The organism is Microcoleus sp. FACHB-1515 (genome assembly GCF_014696105.1).
In the GTDB taxonomy this organism is placed as follows: domain Bacteria; phylum Cyanobacteriota; class Cyanobacteriia; order Elainellales; family Elainellaceae; genus JAAUTJ01.
In genome coordinates this window covers 57,399-71,493 of record NZ_JACJPO010000027.1, presented here as the reverse complement: position 1 = coordinate 71,493, position 14,095 = coordinate 57,399, and the positions used below count along the sequence as shown (strand labels likewise).

Here is a 14,095-nt window from a genome sequence, read left to right as displayed (position 1 = left end):
CATCTGAAATTCGTCAGTCGGTTTGGTTAAACAAAAAAATGGAGCGATCGCCAGACCGCTCCAAAATTCACCTGTTCTCTCAATTTCTCAATCTCATGGAGGCGAAATCGATCGCCTCCGTCCATGAAACCTACTTGGTTTCGGTGAAGTCAGCGTCGATCACATCATCGCCACCGCTGCTGGTTGTGCCTGCGTCGCCGCCGCCTGCGAAGTCATCGCCTGTGGGGGCTTGGCCGCCGCTTTGCTGATAGAGGTTGCTGCTGATGCTGTAGAAGGCTTGCTGTAGCTCGTTCATGCCGGACTTCATGCGATCGAAGTCTTCTTGAGCGACTGCATCTTTCAGATCTTTGATCAAGCCTTCCACCTTGGTCTTGTCAGCATCGGGAACCTTGTCGCCCAGTTCGCTAAGCTGCTTCTCGGTTTGGTAGGCCAGCGAGTCGGCTTGGTTCTTCAGGTCGATGCGTTCGCGGCGTTCTTTGTCGGCGGAAGCGTTTTGCTCGGCTTCGCGCACCATCCGCTCCACATCGTCCTTCGGCAAAGTCGAAGCACCCGTGATGCTGATCGACTGCTCCTTGCCCGTACCTTTATCCTTGGCGCGGACATTCAAGATACCGTTGGCATCGATGTCAAAGGTGACTTCGATCTGCGGAATACCGCGCGGCGCGGGAGGAATACCGTCGAGGCGGAAGGTTCCCAGGCTCTTGTTGTCGCTCGCCATTTCACGCTCACCTTGCAGGACGTGAATTTCCACGTTCGACTGACCATCGGCAGCGGTCGAGAAGGTTTCCGACTTCTTGGTCGGGATCGTCGTGTTGCGCGGAATGATCTTGGTCATCACACCGCCCAGAGTTTCGACGCCCAGCGAGAGCGGCGACACGTCAAGCAGCAGGATGTCTTTGACTTCGCCTGCCAGCACGCCCGCTTGGATGGCTGCACCGACCGCAACCACTTCATCCGGGTTGACGGTTTGGTTGGGGTCTTTGCCCAAGGTGCGCTTGACGAGTTCTTGCACGGCAGGAATCCGGGTGGAACCACCGACGAGAACGACTTCATCGATCGCACTCTTGTCGAGTTTCGAGTCGCGCAGCGCGGCTTCAACGGGGACGCGGCAGCGATCGATCAAGTCAGCACAAAGCTCTTCAAACTTGGCGCGGGTCAAGGTCGTGTCGAGGTGCTTCGGCCCGTCTTGCGTTGCCGTAATGAAGGGCAAGTTGATTTCCGCTTGCGTCACGCTCGACAGTTCGATTTTGGCTTTTTCAGCCGCTTCCGTCAGACGTTGCAGCGCTTGCTTGTCCTTGCGGAGGTCGATGCCTTCACTGCGGCGGAATTCTTCGGCCAGGAAGTCCACGATTTTCTTGTCGAAGTCGTCACCGCCTAGGTGCGTGTCACCCGACGTTGCCAGCACTTCAAACACGCCGTCACCGACTTCCAGAATCGATACGTCAAACGTACCGCCACCCAAGTCAAATACGAGTACGGTTTCGTTTGTTTTCTTGTCCAAACCGTATGCGAGCGAAGCTGCGGTCGGTTCGTTAATGATCCGCTTGACTTCAATACCCGCGATCTTGCCTGCGTCCTTGGTGGCTTGCCGCTGCGAGTCGTTGAAGTAGGCGGGAACCGTGATCACGGCTTCCGTGACGGTTTCACCCAAATACTTACTGGCATCTTCAACCAGCTTACGCAGCACTTGCGCGGAGATTTCTTCCGGGGCGAACTGCTTGCCCGCTGCCGGACAGTCGATCTTGACGTTGCCGTTGACGTTGAGGACTTTGTAGGAAACTTCCGTTAGCTCGTTGCTGACTTCATCAAAGCGACGACCGATGAACCGCTTCACCGAGTAAAAGGTGTTGTCGGGGTTCATCACGGCTTGACGCTTGGCAATTTGTCCGACCAGTCGATCGCCATTTTTTGCATAAGCAACAACCGAGGGCGTTGTGCGAAAACCCTCAGCGTTGGCGATCACAGTCGGCTTGCCGCCTTCCATTACTGCCACGCATGAATTGGTTGTTCCCAAGTCAATTCCAACTACTTTAGCCATGTTTCTAATTTTGCTCCAGTTCTTTCAGACAAATCTGGCTTCGATGACCGTTAGGCGCACGTCCCTCGGCAAAGACCGAAAAGTGTTGCTGATCGATTTTGTGAATGCAGCACCACTCTATATACTGCTGATTTCCGCTCCACCGCATAAGTGGGATTTACCGAACCAGCGGTAGGACGGTTGCAGCGATCGGCACTGGCATTCAGGGAGGTACATCTCTGCTACCAATGTCCTCAGTGTAAAAATCAGTTCGCTTTTGCACATTGGGGCGAACCGTAAATGCTGGGGCGGGTTGCCGTCTGGCTGTTGTTTTTCCGAGCATCTGCCTGGGAAAGTCGATCGCTTCAGCAACTGATGCATCTTTCAAGCGCGAAAGGAACGATCGTCTTTAATTTCCTTTGAGTAGTGAGGATCGATCGAATCACGAGAAACTCAAATCAAGCTATCTGTTCTGTACTTTTTTGACATCAGATTACCATCCAAACCCAGTATAGGCACAAATAATTAGAACCAATCCTTGCAACTGGTTCTAATTACAGAAAAATTTGAGTTAATTCAGTCATCATCCAGAAATTGTAGATTTAATCTTGGACAGCGCGATCGCGTGAAACCCTTGTGACAGTGAGCGTTTTAGGAATTTTCAGTTTTGCTTTTCAAATCAGAAATATCAAGCTAGAACAGCACCAAATATTTGACACCTGCAATTTGGGTGAGTATAGTGAGGTTCAAGCGAGCGATTTTTCCATTAATTAGAACATGCAGTGATTGAGGCAACGCATTCGTTGACCGATCTTCCGTTTGTGCGATTTCAGTTAGACCTGCATCACAATCACTTGGCGCTCAAATTCATTGCCTGATTGCAATTGCTCTACCCGTTTTCCCCTTAACTTCCTAAGCTGCATCAGCGCCAATTGAAGCCAGATTTGTTCGCCGCATCTATCTTCTACCACTGCTCAAATTCAGACAGAAAACGGCGAATGAGCCGCGCGAAATGCTGTCTTAATGCGCCAAACCAGTGCTGCATTCATGTTCTACAAATTGGAATCGATCGCTTGCCTTACTCAAGACAACGACTGTCAACCGTTGATTGAATTGTCACTCAAGGAGACTTATGGAATTCGATCGCAAAGACCAAACTCAGACCCAAACTACTGCTGCTGATTTGGGAACTGCTAGCACCCCCAATGCCAATTCGCCGCTGTCTGAATCGCAAGGTGCAGCCATTTTAGCCACCGATTTGAACAGCAACCTGAATCAAGCGGTGACGAATTCGCCTGCCAAAGCAGTCGCCTCGCAAAACTCCGGAGTAGACGATTCTAAGCCGATGGGAACTTGCCAGAACGCAGGCACAGCCTTGTGTACTTGCAGTGCCAATCGTCAGAGCGTCGCGCCGCCTAGCGGATCTAATCCGCTTGACGAACACGACCACACGGCCAAGAATTTCGGTCAAATCACGCATGTCTCGATGGAAGCAGCGCAGACAGGTCGCGGTTTGGATGGCAAACAAGTCGGCAAAACTTCGGCGCTCAAGCTTGGTACGCGAGCGATCGCCAGTCGCGGTGACATCCTCGATCCGGGTGGTGGCACGAACACGGTGATTTCCGGTCGCGGCAGCGATGTGATTATGGGTACAGGTCGCGGCTTCAACACGATCACAACCGGAACCGGAAAAGACGCGATCGTGCTGGGGCAAGAAACGACCAACCGCATTTTCGACTTTGATGCTGCCAATGACTTCCTGGTTTTGGGTGAAGGCATCTCCGTCAACGATATCTCGATCCAGCAGGGCACAAACGCCAACCGTGCAGGCGTGAATCAGCCGACCGACAACGTTGCCAACACGCTGATCATCGACAAGCGCAACGGCCACGTCCTCGCCTCGCTGACCTTCACCAAAGCTGACACAATCAGCGAGAAGAACTTCCGTGCGCTCGATCCCGGTCAGTTGCAAGCGCTCAACTCCGACAGTCGAATCACAAATCGCTTCTTTGCCACTCAAAGGGGTGATGGACAATTGAACGGGTCGCGCCGCAGCGATCGCCTGATTAGTGGTGGCGGCAACGACTTCCTCTTCTTGGGCAACGATGGCTTCCGGTTTGAAAAAGCGACGGGCGGCGGCGGAACAGAGTTTCCCTTTGCCACCGACAGTCCGGGAACCAGCGAAGTGCAAACGGAACTGAAGGACGGCGTGATGAAGCTGACAGGTTCTTACAAGAACTTCGACGGTGCTCCGCTGTTTAGCCAGGGCGAAACGACGATCGATCCCAAAGCCCGCATCTTGAACGGTGCCAATCCGCAAGCCCTGGTGAATGGCTTCTTGGCCGTATCTCAAGATTCTGAGGGCAACGCTCGGACGGGAACGCATTTGCACTTTAGTCCAGCAGGCGACGATCGCGGCAACTTTGCGGATGCCACTGTCGTTCGCTTTATCAACAACACCGCGACAGATGCCAAATCGGGCACAATTTCCGGTCAGTTTAAGCTGACGCCCGAAGAACAAGCCGCCTTGCTCTCTGGCAACATGTACGTCAACATTCACAGCAACATGGATGTGGATGGTGATGGTCGAGCAGGCTTCCCGACCGGAGAAAACCGAATCAATCTCAACAAGAACGTGGTGAAGTTCGTTTAAGTCGATCGCGCTGCGTTGAGAGCTTTGCCCTCATCCCCTAACCCCTTCTCCCTTGGGGAGAAGGGGAACCGGATGGAAGTCCCTCTCCCAATGGGAGAGGGATTTAGGGTGAGGGGAAAAACCTATCGGGGAAGCGATCGAATTTCAAATTACGCAGATTCTAAGGCGTGACGTTGAGCCATTAATAATTCGGAAATTCCCGTTTCAGCCAGATCCAGCATTTGATTAAGCTGCTGACGGCTAAAGCTTTCGGCTTCGGCTGTGCCTTGAATTTCAATCAGTTTGAGGTCTTGATTCATCACCACATTCAAGTCCACATCGGCGGCGACATCTTCTAGATAATTCAGGTCGAGAAACGCTTCATTTTCCAGCAGTCCCACCGAGACCGCCGCGATCGAATGGCGAATCGGCGATCGCGCCAGTTCTCCCTGCTCAATCAGCTTGGCGATCGCATCGCTGAGGGCAACAAAGCCTCCGGTAATTGACGTGGTGCGCGTTCCAGCGTCGGCTTGCAGCACATCCGCATCCACCAGCAAGGTGCGTTCGCCCAGCAGCTCGAAATCAAGCGTCGATCGCAAACTGCGGCCAATCAACCGCTGAATTTCCTGAGTGCGGCCAGAAAGCTTCATAAATTCGCGCTCTTGTCGCTGCGGCGTGGCTCCGGGCAGCATTCGATATTCCGCTGTCAGCCAGCCTTTGCCGCTGCCCACCAGAAATCGCGGCACAGAGGGCTGCACCGTCACGGTACACAACACCTGCGTATCGCCGCAGTGCGTCAACACTGATCCTGCCGCAAAGCGCGTGAACTGCCGCTCAAACCGAATCGATCGCAACTGATCGGCGCGACGACGATCGGGACGTGACCAAGCCATGATTTTTGCCTCAATGCCCTTTTCAGAATACAAGGGTGTCGGCAGTCGAGGATCGGGGATCGGCTAAAACGGGTGCAGCACGATCGACGCTGAGGCTGACCCTTGATCTTCATACTGCTTCTAAACGCAAGGCGTTTTCAACGATTTCATCCAATTCTTGTACAGTAGGAAGGATGGCTGATGCGCCAAGGCTGCGATGCTCCGTATTCTTTTGCTCGATGACAATCCGAACGATCGCCTCTTGGTCATTCGCGAACTGCAACAGGCCTTTTCCGACCTTGAAATTTTGGCAGCGATCGATTCCGATTCTTTCTTCGCGCAACTGGCAACCGATCAACTTGATTTAGTCATCACAGACTATCAGTTGCGCTGGAGCAACGGCCTGGAAGTTTTAACAGTGGTCAAAACGCGCTATCCCGATTGTCCGGTGATTATGTTCACCGACAGCGGCAACGAAGAAGTCGCCGTTTTGGGCATGAAGCAAGGCTTGAGCGACTATTTGCCGAAGCGCCAGCCGTTTCACCGTTTGGCGATCGCCGTGCGCGAAGCCATCTTGAAGCAGCAGATGCAGCGCGACTATGCAGCGGCAATGCTGGCGCTGAAAGCATCGGAAGAACAGTTTCGCTTGGCAATGGAAGCCGCCGAACTTGGCTTTTGGGATTGGGATGTTGCGGGCGATCGTGTCACCTGGTCTTACAATCAGGTCGGCTTATTTGGCGCTGAACCCACGCGCGATCGAACCTACGCTGATTTCTTAGCGCAGGTGCATCCGGACGATCAAGCGATGGTGCAATACGCGATCGATCGGGCGATCGAGCAAAACAGCGATTATGACGTGGAATTTCGCGTGGTTTGGCCGGATGACAGCGTTCACTGGCTGGCTAGCAAAGGTCGCGTCTACCGCAACGATCGCGGTGAAGCAATCAGGATGATCGGTGTGGTGCGCGACACGACCGATCGCCGTTTGGCCGAAGAAGCCTTGCGGCATCAAACAAGAGAACTCAGCCGACTCAACCGCATCAAAGATGAATTTCTGGCGGTTTTGTCGCACGAATTGCGATCGCCGCTCAACCCGATTTTGGGCTGGGCAAAACTCTTGCAAACCCGCAAATACGACGAAGTTTCGACCCTCCGCGCCCTCAAAACAATCGAGCGCAACGCCCGCCTGCAAACGCAACTGGTCGAGGATCTGCTGGATGTCTCGCGCATCATGCAGGGCAAACTGTCACTCAACGTTGAATCGGTCAATTTGATCGACTGCATCGCAGCGGCGATCGACACGATGCGCTTTGCTGCCGAAGCCAAATCGATCGTAATTGAAACGAGTTTCGATCGATCGATTCCCGCAATCCCCGGCGATCCCAATCGGCTACAGCAAGTCATGTGGAATCTGCTTTCCAATGCGATCAAGTTCACGCCGAACCGAGGACGAGTGGAAATTCGGCTGGAGGCGATCGAAGATCCTCAAGGCTCGACTCCTCAAGCTCAAATTATCGTTTCTGACACAGGCATCGGCATTCCTGCCGCTTTTCTGCCGCATGTGTTTGAGTATTTTTGTCAGGAAGATGCATCAATCAGTCGATCGCACGGGGGCTTAGGGTTGGGACTGGCGATCGTCCGTCACTTGGTCGAACTGCACGGCGGCACAATTTCCGCTGCCAGTTTGGGAGCAGGCCAGGGCGCAACCTTCACCATTACTCTGTCGCTCAAGTCCAACTTAATTCCGCTGACCTTCCACTCCCAAGCCGAATCTCCGAACCTCCAATTTCTCGCTGGCCGCCGCATCCTGATTGTGGACGACGAACTCGATTCACGAGATTTTCTGCAACTGCTGCTCAAAGGGCATGGAGCCAAAGTGATCGCTGCCGATTCTGCTGCCGCTGCGATCGCCGCACTTGGCGAGTTTCAGCCGGATCTGCTGATTAGCGATGTGGGAATGCCCGAAACTGATGGCTATGCTTTGATGAGGCAAATTCGCGCTCTGCCGAATCGCGATCGGTTGTCTGCGATCGCGCTGACGGCATACGCTCGCGAGGAGGATGCCCAGAAAGCAGTGCAGGCCGGATTTCAGCAGCATTTGCCGAAACCTGTTGATCCCGATCGCCTGATCGCCGCGATCGCGCAGCTTCTCAAGTTGCAGTGAACCCGAATCGCTCGAAGGCGGCGAAGCCATCGCCCCCCTACAATAATTGAGTGTGAAGTGTAGGAGATAGCAATCGTGGCGTTTAAGGTCGGCCTGCTTGGATTGGGAACGGTTGGAACCGGAACCGCACAAATTTTGCTCAATCCCAGCCAGCGTCATCCGCTGCTGCAAGACATCGAACTGCATCGTGTCGGCGTGCAATCGATCGACAAACCCCGCGCGGTTGACTTGCCCGCTGATCGAATCACGACTGACTTGGAATCGATCGTCACCGATCCCGCAGTCGATATTGTCGTTGAGGTGATGGGCGGCTTAGAGCCTGCGAGAACTCTGATGCTTCAGGCGATCGCGCAGGGCAAACATGTTGTGACGGCGAACAAAGCGGCGATCGCTCGATTTGGCGATGAAATTTTCGAGGCCGCGCGTCAGGCAGGCGTTTATGTGCTGCTCGAAGCGGCTGTTGGTGGTGGCATTCCGGTCATTGAGCCGCTGAAGCGATCGCTTTGCGCGAACCGCATCCACACCGTCACAGGCATCATCAACGGCACAACCAACTACATCTTGAGCCGAATGCAGCACGAGGGCGGCGACTTTGCCGAGATTCTTGCAGATGCTCAGCGCTTGGGTTACGCCGAGGCCGATCCAACTGCGGATGTGGATGGACTCGACGCTGCCGATAAAATATCGATTTTGGCTGCGCTGGCGTTTAGCGGGCGGATCAAGCGATCGGAAGTGCACTGCGAAGGCATCCGCCAAGTGACGGCAACGGACATCACGTATGCTGACAAGCTCGGATTTGTGATCAAGCTGCTCGCGATCGCCAAGCGCGACCTGACTAATTCTGCAATGCAGCTTCAGGTTCGCGTTCACCCGACGCTAGTTGATAAAATCCATCCCCTTGCCAGCGTCAACGAAGTCTACAACGCGATTTTGATCGAAGGCGACCCGATCGGACAGGTGATGTTTTTTGGCCCCGGAGCCGGAGCAGGTCCCACCGCCAGCGCGGTTGTCTCGGATATTCTCAACATCGCCGCCATTTTGAAAGTCGATACCGTTCCGGGACACCACGATCGCGGTTCGGCAACTCAACTGGAAAACACGCCAATTCTCGATCCTTTGATGGCGCGATCGCACTCGTCTGCCTACTCGATCGCTCCCTTAACCGAACTTGAAACCCGCTTTTATGCTCGCGTTCTGACGCAAGATTCTCCGGGCGTAATTGGCAAACTGGGAACCTGCTTTGGTCAGCATGACGTGAGCCTTGAATCGATCGTGCAAACCGGAATGCGCGATAATCTAGCAGAAATCGTCGTCGTCACGCACACCGTCCGCGAAGGCAACTTCCGACAGGCGTTAAAAGAAATTGAAGACTTTGAGGCGATCGACAGCATTCCCAGCGTCTTGCGCGTTTTGTAGCAAGGTAACACAAACTGCTAGGTTATCAGGACGATTGATATCAGCAGCCTGACAGTTTGAGAAAATTTCAAATAGGCTATGGAACCAAAGTAAGATGTTAAACTTCATACCGATAGTGACACTAATTAGGACTGTTTGAGAAGTCACGATCGCTTAGTAAAGTCCTCGTTTCTGCTTTGCATAGAGGCTTCTGGCGATCGATTCTGCGCTTTTCAAATCGGTTTTTAACCGTAGCAATCTTGCTAGGTGTCAATCTACTTGAGGAAATTTCAAATGATTAAACGTCAGTCTCGACTACTGCTCGTTCTCAGCGTGTTAGTTGCTGGGCTAATTGGCTGCACTCAATCTGTCAGCCCAACTTCTAACAATACCGTCGCTCAATCCACCACTTCACCTACTCCAACCACCGCTCAAACCACTCCGTCTCAAACTGCTGCTGACGCTGATTTAACGATTCTGTTCAGCAAAATTTGGCGTGTCACGGATGCGTCCTCCAATCCGGCATCCAACACAATTTATGTCTTCTTGCCAAACGGCACACTGCTACAAACTTCTTGTACAGAAACTTATGGCATCTATGGCTGGACAGTGGATAAAGAAACGCCTAGAGTGCTGCAAGTCAGCGAGAATGGCAGCCCTGCTTACACCGCAGAAATTGTAGAACTGACCAACACCTCGCTGCGTTTAAACAGGCGTTTGCTACGCACGAACGAGTCAGAAGAAGTTACGCTGACTCCAGTGGAAGAAGAATTTGTTTGCCCGGATCTGCCCCGATAACTGTGTCAGGTTCGGCTGGCGATCGCTTTTGACAGGCGATCGTGCGAGCAGACAAAAGGATCATTCTAGGATGCGTTTGAAAACTTTCTAATCGTTAGATTGGCTTGGGGAGATCCCCCTGTCCCCTTGAGAAGGGGGACTTTGAGGGGTGGTTTGGTACCCTCCTTATGAAGGAGGGTGGGGAGGATCAATGTCTTTCAAGACACACTTTAGGGCTGCTGGCGATCGCTGACGTAAGTCCACTGATTGCGGAACGAGTGCCCCATCACCTCCATCAGTTCGGTGAGCGATCGTCTGTCGTCGGCCAATCGCAGGAAGCGGATTTCTGCCCAGTCGAGCGGCGTTTGCAGTTCAAGCTGTATCCAGTCGCCTTGAACGGCAGTAATGGCGTAGGCGAGTTTTTGCTTGTGCTGAACGATCGAATTGTCGCGCCGCCGCAGTTCGTTGACGATGATGACTTCATCTTGACCGAAGTAATAGTGTGTGGAGCCGTTGTTGGCAACCCAGTGACCGAGGAGTTGAGCATTATCTTCGGTGGCAGGGCGATCGGGCAAGCTGGCGGCACTCAGTTGGGAACTGGTTTCTTGAGCCAATGCAGGCAGACACAAAACGGACAACAGCGACAGCGCGACAAGGCAGCAGGTTCTTTTCATGCAGGTGACTCCCGATCGTCTCAACAAGCGCGTCGATCGACGTTAACATATCGATTCCGTCGATCGGCTCTTTCAGGTTGAAGCTTTAGACAAGCTTCACAGGCGATCGTTCCACGTCCGGGTAAATCGCCTGTGAAGCTTTTTAAGGACGTAATACCGTACCGGGAGCGCTTAGCGATCGACTCATTGCCAATCCGGTGATTAGCACGATCGCGTAGCTCCACAGCAGCCACGCTGCAAACGCACCAACAGCAGCAGGTGACAGATTCGGAAAAGCCTGAGCGAAGAAATATGTCGTGTCCACATCGAGCAGCATCGAGGGAATGGATAGCCAAAGCAGTGCTTCAAGTTGCTGTTGAGGCTGTACTTTTTGCAGGAAGAAATAAATCAGCGGCGGCAAAAAAGCGATCGAAAACAGAAACATTCCACCCATGCTCAGGCGGCTTTCGGGAATGAAAAAATATTGTCCCCACAAGCGCAGCACCAGCGTTGCACTGAGCCAAACCAAAACGCCCATTGCACAAAAGAATCCGTAGCGGATTTGCTTGGGGCGGCTGATCGCGTCATGCGTTACAGTTGCAGTTTCCATCAGATATGCTCCTGAATGTTCCATCAATTTGAAACGCGAGGTTTACCTCGCATCTTCAAAATACGAGAAAATTCTCGCTTTTGTCAAGCGCTATGACTAAAGCACTGCCGCATCCGCGCTGGCGAATTCCAAAACAGGCCAGAAGTCGCGATCGCTTCGATCGCATCCTTGACGCTGCCGCCGAACTCTTTGCCGATCGCGGTTTCGACTCAGTGACAGCCGACGAGATTGCGGCACAAGCCGATACGTCAGTCGGCGGACTGTATCGCTTTTTTCCAGACAAGCTGGCGGTTTTTGAAGCGCTGGTCGATCGCTACCAAAATCAGCTTCGCGATCTGTTTACCGCGCTGCATTCTGAGGAAATGATGCAGATGTCGATCGAAGCGTATATCGGTGAACTGGTGGACGGGTTCGATCGATTTGTCAGCGCAAATCCGGCCTTTCGCGTTGTCTTTGTGCAGTCGCGCCTTGTTTCACCAGAAGTTTTGGCAATGGAAAATGCCTTTAATCAGGAGATTGCTCAGCAGCTATCGGCGATTTTTGCTGTCAGAAATTCAACGCTCGATCGCGCTCAAGTCGATCTGCTTGCAACCGTCAGCGTTGAAGTGGCAAGTGCGCTGGAAATTCTCTCACTGACTCGCGATCGCCCTTTTCAGCAGCAAGTCCTCAACGCGACCAAAGAACTTTTAGCGGCCTACTTAAAGCCATACTTTCCATAACTTATGGCTGAACTAAATCGTCGGGCGTGTTGCAGTTGAACAGCATGTCTGATTCAGCAAGCGGCAGGGCAAGAACGGTTTGCGTTGTCAGCCAGCCTTGAAACGATCGCCTCCCTTCTGCAATGTACTTTTCGAGCGCAGGAAGGCACGATCGCCTGTAGAATCCGCACAGCGGCTCCCAACCTTTCTTGCTGTGGTGCAGAACGGCAGCGATCGATCGATCTTCCGGTAGGTGAGCCATCCACCCTTGAATCACGTCGGCTTGAAGGCGCGGCAGATCGCAAGCTAGCAGCAGCACCCAATCGGTTTCAACTTGTGCCAGTCCTTGCGCGAAGCCGACGAGGGGACCATGCGGCGTGGTTTCATGCGGCAGCGGCGTTTCGGTCAGCCAGATGCAGCCCAGAGCAAGCGATCGATAGCGCTCCGGCCAAGGCGTAACCACGTAAACGATCGGAGCGCATTTTGCCGCCACCTCGTACACGCGCCGTAAGAGCGGAACGCCGTCCACGTCCAGCAGCGCTTTGTCTTGCCCCATGCGCGAACTTTGGCCGCCTGCCAGCACGATCGCCGCAATTTCTACCTTTGACATTTGCCTTCGGTTCAGTCAATATCAACAGCCAGTCAATATCAACAGCTTAGGGCAAGCGGGAAGAGGCGAAATGGAAATTAATTTGCCGGATGTGGTGGCGGAAGTGCAAGCAGCGTTCGATCGCTACGAGCAGGCTTTAATTCGCAACGATGTTGCCGTTTTGGATGAACTGTTCTGGCAGTCTCCGCACACGATTCGCTATGGCGCAACCGAGAATCTGTATGGCTATGACGAAATCAAGGCGTTTCGGCAGGGACGATTGCCCGTCCATCTCGATCGCACCCTCAAAAACACCGTGATCACCACTTACGGACGAGATTTTGCGACGGCGAATACTGAATTCGATCGCGCTGGAAAACAAGGACGACAAAGCCAAACCTGGATGCGAACTTTGCAAGGTTGGCGGGTCGTGAGCGCTCATGTTTCGCTGCTATTGGAAAAATAATTCGCGGATGCCGCCGCTGCCAATTTCGATCGCCAGTGCCGCCAGCAAAAAGCCGAGTAGCTGCGTAGCAATAATTGCGCCTTCTGCCCCAATTAGCTTATCCACCCGTGAAGACTGCCGCACAATGAACCACGTCACAATCATCGCTGCCACAATGCCGCCTACAACGCTGATGCGAGCCGTTGGTGTGTCAGACATCAGCAGCATCACGGTCGTGAGCGTTCCGGGGCCAGCCAACAGCGGCAGGGCAAGCGGCGTAATCGCCACATCGCGCTCTTGCTCAACGATCGGCGCGTCAAGCTCGCCATTGAGCATATCCAGCGCAATCAGCAGCAGCAGCAAACCGCCTGCAACTTCCAGCGATGCCGTGCTGATGTGCAAATAGTTGAGCAGCGTTTGGCCTGCGAACGCAAAGACGAGCAAAACGCTGGTGGCAACGATCGAGGCGCGATCGACCACGTTGTTGCGCTGATCCTGCTCCATGCCTTTCGTCAGGACAAGAAAGATCGGCGCGTTGCCGAGCGGGTCGGCCAGCACAAACACAGCAATAAACGTTTGAATGAAAACAGAAGTATTCACAGCAAGTTCGGCAAGCTTTCTTCATACAGTAATCGAAAAGCTTGGTTCATGGCGTTGCTGATGCGACCGAAACGCGATCGATTCTGCATTTAAGCGAGGATGAATGGCTGCGATCGGGTGGAGAAACGATCGAGATGATGCTGGCGATCGCCGAGTTTCTGTTAGCAGGCGATCGATTTTGACAAATTAAGCGACTGCAAAGACGCAAATTAAGCTGCACAAAATTGAGCTTAAGGAAAAACAACTTGTTCTTGCAAAGCAGGCTGAACTGGAGCAGGTGAATTTGATTCTGAAGCAGAAGAAACGACCAGCAGCAAAAAGATGAAAAATGCAATGATTGTAACGGCAGAAATCGCTCCGCCTGAATCGGAAACATCGCGATTGAAGTGACACCACAGGCAGTAGAATTTGTCTGCATCTCGCTGAACTAAAGCATATTTCGAGCAGCGCGGGCACTGGTGGAGTGTGTCTTTGGTGTGCTCAAGATCAAGTCTCATCGGTTCGTCTCCAAATCTTCTTGCTAACTAGTGAAACTGGCTGGACAAACGTGACAAAAACGGATCTGAAATATCAAGAACTGCACAAGATTTCGCCCGCAGAGTTTGCAGAAGTTCTGTATGCTGAAGGGGTGAAATGCGATCGC

At 53.0% G+C, this 14,095-nt stretch carries 14 protein-coding genes; 7 read left to right on the top strand and 7 right to left on the bottom strand.

Annotated elements, in window-relative coordinates; all coding sequences use genetic code 11:
- Positions 1-130: 130 nt before the first annotated feature.
- Positions 131-2,038, bottom strand: coding sequence for a molecular chaperone DnaK (dnaK, locus tag H6F67_RS09305; protein ID WP_190765596.1), 1,908 nt, complete (start codon positions 2,036-2,038; stop codon positions 131-133).
- Positions 2,039-3,149: 1,111 nt separating this feature from the next.
- On the opposite strand from dnaK, the gene H6F67_RS09300 reads away from it, so the two are divergent.
- Positions 3,150-4,670, top strand: a complete 1,521-nt coding sequence (locus H6F67_RS09300) for a CHRD domain-containing protein (protein ID WP_199304325.1) — start codon at positions 3,150-3,152, stop codon at positions 4,668-4,670.
- A gap of 149 nt (positions 4,671-4,819) precedes the next feature.
- Here H6F67_RS09300 and rph read toward each other — a convergent pair whose 3' ends face one another.
- Positions 4,820-5,542 (bottom strand): ribonuclease PH, encoded by a 723-nt coding sequence (gene rph / locus H6F67_RS09295; protein ID WP_190765595.1) that lies wholly within the window; start codon positions 5,540-5,542, stop codon positions 4,820-4,822.
- A 196-nt stretch (positions 5,543-5,738) separates the two neighbouring features.
- Between rph and H6F67_RS09290 the strand changes: the two genes are divergently transcribed.
- The 3 genes from H6F67_RS09290 (at position 5,739) to H6F67_RS09280 (ending at position 9,878) form a co-directional block, all read left to right on the top strand.
- The gene (locus tag H6F67_RS09290; protein WP_190765592.1) at positions 5,739-7,685 is read left to right on the top strand and encodes a response regulator; all 1,947 of its coding nucleotides are present in this window, start codon (positions 5,739-5,741) and stop codon (positions 7,683-7,685) included.
- A gap of 75 nt (positions 7,686-7,760) precedes the next feature.
- On the top strand, positions 7,761-9,101 hold the full coding sequence (locus H6F67_RS09285) for a homoserine dehydrogenase (protein WP_190765590.1): 1,341 nt from the start codon (positions 7,761-7,763) through the stop codon (positions 9,099-9,101).
- Positions 9,102-9,374: 273 nt separating this feature from the next.
- A complete protein-coding gene (locus H6F67_RS09280; RefSeq protein WP_190765588.1) occupies positions 9,375-9,878 on the top strand; it encodes a hypothetical protein in 504 nt (167 codons plus the stop codon).
- A gap of 209 nt (positions 9,879-10,087) precedes the next feature.
- On the opposite strand, the gene H6F67_RS09275 is transcribed toward H6F67_RS09280, so the two are convergent.
- Positions 10,088-10,531 (bottom strand): hypothetical protein, encoded by a 444-nt coding sequence (locus tag H6F67_RS09275; RefSeq protein WP_190765585.1) that lies wholly within the window; start codon positions 10,529-10,531, stop codon positions 10,088-10,090.
- 142 nt (positions 10,532-10,673) lie between these two features.
- Positions 10,674-11,120 carry a DUF5367 family protein gene (locus H6F67_RS09270; protein WP_190765583.1) on the bottom strand — a complete coding sequence of 149 codons (447 nt, stop codon included), beginning with the start codon at positions 11,118-11,120 and terminating at the stop codon, positions 10,674-10,676.
- Positions 11,121-11,212: 92 nt separating this feature from the next.
- On the opposite strand from H6F67_RS09270, the gene H6F67_RS09265 reads away from it, so the two are divergent.
- Positions 11,213-11,839, top strand: a complete 627-nt coding sequence (locus H6F67_RS09265) for a TetR/AcrR family transcriptional regulator (RefSeq protein ID WP_190765581.1) — start codon at positions 11,213-11,215, stop codon at positions 11,837-11,839.
- A gap of 1 nt (position 11,840) precedes the next feature.
- On the opposite strand, the gene H6F67_RS09260 is transcribed toward H6F67_RS09265, so the two are convergent.
- Positions 11,841-12,428: a molybdenum cofactor guanylyltransferase gene (locus H6F67_RS09260; protein ID WP_190765579.1), complete on the bottom strand. Its 588-nt coding sequence runs from the start codon at positions 12,426-12,428 to the stop codon at positions 11,841-11,843.
- Positions 12,429-12,498: 70 nt separating this feature from the next.
- Here H6F67_RS09260 and hpxZ point away from each other — a divergent pair, with 70 nt between their 5' ends.
- Positions 12,499-12,873, top strand: a complete 375-nt coding sequence (gene hpxZ, locus H6F67_RS09255) for an oxalurate catabolism protein HpxZ (RefSeq protein WP_190765577.1) — start codon at positions 12,499-12,501, stop codon at positions 12,871-12,873.
- On the opposite strand, the gene H6F67_RS09250 is transcribed toward hpxZ, so the two are convergent.
- Entirely contained in the window at positions 12,859-13,452 is a 594-nt protein-coding gene (locus H6F67_RS09250; RefSeq protein WP_190765575.1) for a MarC family protein, read from the bottom strand. The two genes, hpxZ and H6F67_RS09250, sit on opposite strands and share 15 nt — an antisense overlap.
- Before the next feature lie 41 nt (positions 13,453-13,493).
- On the opposite strand from H6F67_RS09250, the gene H6F67_RS09245 reads away from it, so the two are divergent.
- Entirely contained in the window at positions 13,494-13,634 is a 141-nt protein-coding gene (locus tag H6F67_RS09245; protein WP_190765573.1) for a hypothetical protein, read from the top strand.
- Positions 13,635-13,682: 48 nt separating this feature from the next.
- Here the strand turns inward: H6F67_RS09245 and H6F67_RS09240 are convergent, their stop codons facing one another.
- On the bottom strand, positions 13,683-13,949 hold the full coding sequence (locus tag H6F67_RS09240) for a hypothetical protein (protein WP_190765571.1): 267 nt from the start codon (positions 13,947-13,949) through the stop codon (positions 13,683-13,685).
- Positions 13,950-14,095: the final 146 nt, after the last annotated feature.

Excerpts from the sequence above, each read along its gene's own strand:
- dnaK (WP_190765596.1), bottom strand. The coding sequence starts at position 2,038 with ATGGCTAAAGTAGTTGGAATTGACTTGGGAACAACCAATTCATGCGTG.
- H6F67_RS09300 (WP_199304325.1), top strand. The coding sequence starts at position 3,150 with ATGGAATTCGATCGCAAAGACCAAACTCAGACCCAAACTACTGCTGCT.
- rph (WP_190765595.1), bottom strand. The coding sequence starts at position 5,542 with ATGGCTTGGTCACGTCCCGATCGTCGTCGCGCCGATCAGTTGCGATCG.
- H6F67_RS09290 (WP_190765592.1), top strand. The coding sequence starts at position 5,739 with ATGCTCCGTATTCTTTTGCTCGATGACAATCCGAACGATCGCCTCTTG.
- H6F67_RS09280 (WP_190765588.1), top strand. The coding sequence starts at position 9,375 with ATGATTAAACGTCAGTCTCGACTACTGCTCGTTCTCAGCGTGTTAGTT.
- H6F67_RS09275 (WP_190765585.1), bottom strand. The coding sequence starts at position 10,531 with ATGAAAAGAACCTGCTGCCTTGTCGCGCTGTCGCTGTTGTCCGTTTTG.
- H6F67_RS09270 (WP_190765583.1), bottom strand. The coding sequence starts at position 11,120 with ATGGAAACTGCAACTGTAACGCATGACGCGATCAGCCGCCCCAAGCAA.
- H6F67_RS09265 (WP_190765581.1), top strand. The coding sequence starts at position 11,213 with ATGACTAAAGCACTGCCGCATCCGCGCTGGCGAATTCCAAAACAGGCC.
- H6F67_RS09260 (WP_190765579.1), bottom strand. The coding sequence starts at position 12,428 with ATGTCAAAGGTAGAAATTGCGGCGATCGTGCTGGCAGGCGGCCAAAGT.
- hpxZ (WP_190765577.1), top strand. The coding sequence starts at position 12,499 with ATGGAAATTAATTTGCCGGATGTGGTGGCGGAAGTGCAAGCAGCGTTC.
- H6F67_RS09240 (WP_190765571.1), bottom strand. The coding sequence starts at position 13,949 with ATGAGACTTGATCTTGAGCACACCAAAGACACACTCCACCAGTGCCCG.